The sequence below is a fragment of the Allobosea sp. TAB14 genome, assembly GCF_052113865.1.
GTDB lineage: Bacteria > Pseudomonadota > Alphaproteobacteria > Rhizobiales > Beijerinckiaceae > Allobosea > Allobosea spartocytisi.
The window spans coordinates 1-5868 of sequence record NZ_JBFRDQ010000238.1; the positions used below are offsets into that span (position 1 = coordinate 1).

4 protein-coding genes and 1 tRNA gene are annotated in these 5868 nt (G+C 64.0%); 3 read left to right on the forward strand and 2 right to left on the reverse strand.

The window, feature by feature from the left end:
* The first annotated feature begins 78 nt into the window (after positions 1 to 78).
* The 3 genes from AB4Y99_RS24920 to lon all read left to right on the forward strand — a co-directional run bounded on the left by AB4Y99_RS24920 (position 79) and on the right by lon (position 5030).
* Positions 79 to 699 carry an ATP-dependent Clp protease proteolytic subunit gene (locus AB4Y99_RS24920; RefSeq protein WP_038367950.1) on the forward strand — a complete coding sequence of 207 codons (621 nt, stop codon included), beginning with the start codon at positions 79 to 81 and terminating at the stop codon, positions 697 to 699.
* Positions 700 to 972: 273 nt separating this feature from the next.
* Positions 973 to 2241, forward strand: coding sequence for an ATP-dependent Clp protease ATP-binding subunit ClpX (clpX, locus tag AB4Y99_RS24925; protein WP_441525203.1), 1269 nt, complete (start codon positions 973 to 975; stop codon positions 2239 to 2241).
* A 365-nt stretch (positions 2242 to 2606) separates the two neighbouring features.
* The gene (lon, locus tag AB4Y99_RS24930) at positions 2607 to 5030 is read left to right on the forward strand and encodes an endopeptidase La (RefSeq protein ID WP_441525204.1); all 2424 of its coding nucleotides are present in this window, start codon (positions 2607 to 2609) and stop codon (positions 5028 to 5030) included.
* Positions 5031 to 5146: 116 nt separating this feature from the next.
* Here the strand turns inward: lon and AB4Y99_RS24935 are convergent, their stop codons facing one another.
* Together AB4Y99_RS24935 and AB4Y99_RS24940 are read right to left on the reverse strand one after the other, a co-directional pair.
* Positions 5147 to 5542, reverse strand: a complete 396-nt coding sequence (locus tag AB4Y99_RS24935) for a DoxX family protein (RefSeq protein WP_038368764.1) — start codon at positions 5540 to 5542, stop codon at positions 5147 to 5149.
* A gap of 214 nt (positions 5543 to 5756) precedes the next feature.
* Positions 5757 to 5832: transfer RNA gene (locus AB4Y99_RS24940), tRNA-Val, on the reverse strand.
* Positions 5833 to 5868 lie beyond the last annotated feature (36 nt).

Consider the following 5868-nt stretch of genomic DNA (forward strand, 5'->3'; position numbering starts at 1 on the left):
GCTTATGTGAGTGTCTTCCGAGACACTGCCGATTCGACCTCGTCGCCCGATACGGCGCTTACTCCCAAGGATTGATCCATGCTTCGCGATCCGATCGAGACCTACAACAATCTCGTCCCGATGGTGGTCGAGCAGTCGAGCCGCGGCGAGCGCGCCTTCGACATCTATTCGCGCCTGCTGCGTGAGCGCATCATCTTCCTGACCGGCCCGGTCGAGGACTTCTCCGCTTCGCTGATCGTGGCGCAGCTCCTCTTCCTCGAGGCCGAGAACCCCAAGAAGGAAATCTCCTTCTACATCAACTCGCCCGGCGGCGTGGTCACCTCGGGCCTGTCGATCTACGACACGATGCAGTTCATCCGCTGCCCGGTGACGACGCTGTGCGTCGGCCAGGCCGCCTCGATGGGCTCGCTGCTGCTGACGGCCGGCGCCAAGGACATGCGCTTTGCCCTGCCGAATGCCCGCATCATGGTCCACCAGCCCTCCGGCGGCTTCCAGGGCCAGGTCACCGATATCCTGATCCACGCCAAGGAAGTCGAGAGCCTGAAGAAGCGGCTCAATGAAATCTACGTGAAGCACACGGGCCGCAGCTACGAGGACATCCACGCTGCGCTGGAACGCGACAACTTCATGACCGCCGAGCAGGCCCGCGATTTCGGCCTGATCGACAAGGTCATCGAGAAGCGGCCCGAGGACGCGTGAGGTTGCGACGAGCGGTCCCGATCCTGTGGGTTGGCGTGGGCAGGTTGAAGGCCCATATTGAAAGCGGATCGGCCCCGTGTTTGCATGGGGCCGGGGTGAGCGGACGAGGCGCTTCATCATGATCCGATTTGGATCGACCCAGCGTATCCGGATGTATCGGAACGGGCCGTTAACCTAATCATCGTGATCTGAGCGCTTATTTTATGACGGAGAGACGACGGTTGCATCTGCCTCGGCTGGTGTGGTCCCGGGCTCCGGAACTGGAGATGGACAATGGCTAGCAAGCCCGGCGGCGACTCGAAGAGCACGCTGTACTGCTCTTTCTGCGGCAAGAGCCAACACGAGGTCCGCAAGCTCATCGCGGGCCCGACCGTGTTCATCTGCGATGAATGCGTCGAGCTCTGCATGGACATCATCCGCGAGGAATCCAAATCCGCGCTGGTGAAGTCGAAGGACGGCGTGCCGACTCCCAAGGAGATCCGCAAGGTTCTGGACGATTACGTCATCGGCCAGGAGCACGCCAAGAAGGTGCTCTCGGTGGCGGTCCACAACCACTACAAGCGCCTGAGCCACGCGACGAAGCACAACGACGTCGAACTGGCGAAGTCGAACATCCTGCTGATCGGGCCGACCGGCTCGGGCAAGACGCTGCTCGCGCAGACGCTCGCCCGCATCCTCGACGTGCCCTTCACCATGGCCGACGCGACGACGCTGACCGAGGCCGGCTATGTCGGCGAGGATGTCGAGAACATCATCCTCAAGCTGCTCCAGGCCTCCGACTACAATGTCGAGCGGGCGCAGCGCGGCATCGTCTATATCGACGAGATCGACAAGATCAGCCGCAAGTCGGACAATCCCTCGATCACCCGTGACGTTTCGGGCGAGGGCGTCCAGCAGGCGCTGCTCAAGATCATGGAAGGCACCGTCGCCTCCGTGCCGCCGCAGGGCGGGCGCAAGCATCCGCAGCAGGAATTCCTGCAGGTCGACACCACGAACATCCTGTTCATCTGCGGCGGCGCCTTCGCCGGCCTCGACAAGATCATCTCGAGCCGYGGCAAGGGCACCTCGATCGGCTTCGGYGCSAWKGTSMAGKCYCCGGACGACCGCCGYACCGGCGCGATCTTCCGYGAKGTCGAGCCCGAGGAYCTGCTSAARTTYGGCCTGATCCCGGAATTCGTCGGCCGCCTGCCGGTGCTGGCGACGCTGGAGGATCTCGACGAGCCGGCGCTGAAGACCATCCTGACGGAGCCCAAGAACGCGCTGGTGAAGCAGTATCAGCGCCTCTTCGAGATGGAGGACACCCAGCTCACCTTCACCGACGAGGCCGTCAGCCTGATCGCCCGCAAGGCGATCGAGCGGAAGACCGGCGCCCGCGGCCTGCGCTCGATCATGGAGGGCATCCTGCTCGAGACCATGTACGAGTTGCCGGGGCTGGAAGGCGTCGAGCAGGTCGTCATCGGCCCGGAGGCCGTGGAGAACAAGGCTCGTCCGCTCTTCATCTATGCGGAGCGCGAGGACGAGAACAAGACGGCCTCTGCCTGACGCCCGCCGCAACATTGCGACAACAGGACGCGCGCCTCTTGGCGCGCGTTTTGCGTTTTGATGGGATGCGGCCCGGCCGCGGTTTCGTTCCGCGACAGGCCGGTCGAAAATTGAGACGCTGAACTCAAAGCCGAACGGCAGGGATTTCTTCGTATGTCCGACAGGCAGGACAGCAGTGCATAGACCGGCTGCCTCGCTTGAAAGCCAGAAAGGAAGTCTCCACTTTAGGTGCACTTGCGAGAGTCGCATGCCTGATGAGGGTGCGATGCGCGAGGGCGGAAGGGCGAATGGTCCCCTGGCCGCAAACGTCCGATCGTTCCGCCCATCTCGGGGGTTCGCCGGGCGCAACTGCAAAGGATAAGTCAATGACGTCGACGCCCCGCGCTCCCTTCGTCTCTGGCGAGACTGGCACCTACCCGGTCCTGCCCCTGCGCGATATCGTCGTTTTCCCCCATATGATCGTCCCGCTCTTCGTCGGCCGCGAGAAGTCCATCCGCGCGCTCGAGGAAGTCGTGAAGACGGACGGGCTCATCCTGCTGGCGACCCAGAAGAATGCCGGCGACGATGACCCGCAGCCCAACGAGATCTATGAGATCGGCACGCTYGCCCGCGTGCTKCAGCTKCTGAAGCTGCCCGACTCCACCGTSAAGGTGTTGGTCGAGGGTGTCGGCCGCGCCAAGGCCTCCTCCTATTCGGCAGCCGAGTCCTTCTACGAGGCCGAGGCCACGGGCCTTGCCGAGGAAGAGGGCAAGAAGGTCGAGATCGAGGCGCTGGCCCGCTCGGTCGTCTCGGAGTTCGAGAGCTATGTGAAGCTCAACAAGAAGATCTCGGGCGAGATCGTCGCCGCCGTCTCGCAGATCGACGAGCCTGCCAAGCTCGCCGACACGGTCGCCTCACATCTCGCGGTCAAGATCGCCGACCGGCAGGCCGTGCTGGAGATCACCAACGTCGCCCATCGTCTGGAGAAGGTCCTGTCGCTCATGGAGAGCGAGATGTCCGTGCTTCAGGTCGAGAAGCGCATCCGCTCGCGCGTCAAGCGCCAGATGGAGAAGACCCAGCGCGAGTACTACCTCAACGAGCAGATGAAGGCGATCCAGAAGGAGCTGGGTGACGGCGAGGAAGGCCGTGACGAGCTGGCCGAGCTGGAAGAGCGCATCGCCCGCACCAAGCTGACCAAGGAAGCCCGCGACAAGGCCACGGCCGAGTTGAAGAAGCTGCGCCAGATGTCGCCGATGTCCGCGGAGGCGACCGTCGTGCGCAACTATCTCGACTGGATGCTCGGCATCCCGTGGGGCAAGCGCTCGAAGATCAAGAAGGATCTGAACGCCGCCCAGCTCGTGCTGGACGACGATCACTTCGGCCTGGACAAGGTCAAGGACCGCATCGTCGAGTATCTCGCCGTGCAGCAGCGCGCCAACAAGCTCGCCGGCCCGATCCTGTGCCTCGTCGGCCCTCCCGGYGTCGGCAAGACCTCGCTCGGYMAGTCGATCGCCAAGGCGACGGGGCGCGAGTTCGTGCGCATGTCGCTCGGCGGCGTGCGTGACGAGGCCGAGATCCGCGGTCACCGCCGCACCTATATCGGCTCGATGCCCGGCAAGATCATCCAGTCGATGAAGAAGGCCAAGACCTCGAACCCGCTCATCCTGCTCGACGAGATCGACAAGATGGGCCAGGACTTCCGTGGCGATCCCTCGGCGGCCCTGCTGGAGGTGCTCGACCCCGAGCAGAACTCGACCTTCAACGACCATTACCTCGAGGTCGATTACGACCTGTCGAACGTGATGTTCGTGACGACGGCGAACACGCTGAACATCCCGCCGGCCCTGCTGGACCGGATGGAGGTGATCCGCATCGCCGGCTACACCGAGGAAGAGAAGACCGAGATCGCGCGCAAGCACCTGATCGCCAACGCGATCAAGAAGCACGGGCTCGACGGCAAGGAGTGGTCGATCACCGACGAGGCCCTGCAGACCCTGGTGCGGCGTTACACCCGCGAGGCCGGTGTCCGTAACCTCGAGCGCGAAATCTCCAACACGGTCCGCAAGGGCGTGAAGGACATCGTGCTCGGCAAGAAGGCGAAGGTGGTCGTCGACGAGCCGCTGCTCGAGGAATATCTCGGCCCGCCGCGCTATCGCTACGGCATGGCGGAGACGGAGAACCAGGTCGGTGTCGTCACCGGTCTGGCCTGGACCGAGGTCGGCGGCGAATTGCTGACGATCGAGGGCGTCATGGTGCCCGGCAAGGGCCGCATGACCGTCACCGGCAACCTGCGCGACGTGATGAAGGAATCGATCTCGGCGGCGGCGTCCTATGTCCGCTCGCGGGCCGTCGATTTCGGGATCGAGCCGCCGCTCTTCGACCGGCGCGACATCCACGTTCACGTTCCGGAGGGGGCGACCCCGAAGGACGGGCCGTCGGCCGGCATCGCGATGGCCACCGCCATCGTYTCGRTCCTGACCGGCATCCCGACCAACCGCGACGTCGCCATGACCGGCGAGATCACGCTGCGGGGCAGGGTGCTGCCCATCGGCGGGCTGAAGGAGAAGCTGCTGGCGGCTCTGCGGGGCGGCATCAAGAAGGTGCTGATCCCCGAGGAGAACGCCAAGGACCTGATCGACCTGCCGAAGTCCGTGAAGGACGGCATGGAGATCGTCCCGGTCTCGCGCATGGAGCAGGTGCTCCAGCATGCGCTGACCCGCCAGCCGGTTCCGATCGTCTGGGAGGAGGACGTCAATGCCGTCCCCCCCAAGGGCACTGAGGACGATGCGGCGGGCGTCGTCGCTCACTGAGTGAAGGCATCGTCTGACATGAGAGGCCGCCGGACCGAGAGGTCCGGCGGCTTTTTTCGTTTGAAGCTCGCTTTTTTCGTTGAAGCACGCTTGGCGGTTCGTCAGTGGGCGGCCTGTCAGGCCGTCTTCGTCCGCAAGGCCCGGTCGAGGCTCAGATAGCCGCCGCCGGCCGTCACGAAATACAGGAAGGCGAAACTGAAGACGGCGGCGGCGAAGCCGCCGTTCTCGGTCGGGAAGAAGCTCTTGGGGAAATGCGCGATGAAATAGGCGGCCGCCATCAGGCCGGAGAGCACGAACGCGGCGGCGCGCGTCTGGAAGCCGACGAGGAAGAGAAAGCCCGCGATCAGCTCGATCGATCCGGCGATCCAGGGCAGGGAGCCGACGGGAGGGGTGAAGTTGCCTGGGTGCAGGTGCAGGATTTTCGCCGTCCCGAATGAGAAGACGACGAGGCCGAGCGCGATCCTGAAGGCCGTCAGCGCATAGGGGCGAGCGCTATCGAGTGATCCCATGATGTGCGGTATCCATTTCCGTTGAACGCGACAGGGTTTTGCCCGTAGGGCCGGGCCGTTCAACACACGAATCGAAAACAATGCTGTGAAGGCCGGTCGCGACGGTCCGAAAACCGTGCCGGCAATCGGGCGCGCAACTCGGGCGTGGGGAGAACATCCGCGCAACACGCCGCGTGAGCCGGAGCGAAGAGTTTACCGGACGTGGTGATTCAAGCGATGGTGGGCGGTGACGGGCTCGAACCGCCGACATTCTCGGTGTAAACGAGACGCTCTACCGACTGAGCTAACCGCCCTCAGCGCTCGCGTTTAAGGCCTCGGCGCGCGTATCG

Coding starts and splice junctions, on each gene's coding strand:
- AB4Y99_RS24920 (WP_038367950.1), top strand. CDS start 79: ATGCTTCGCGATCCGATCGAGACCTACAACAATCTCGTCCCGATGGTG.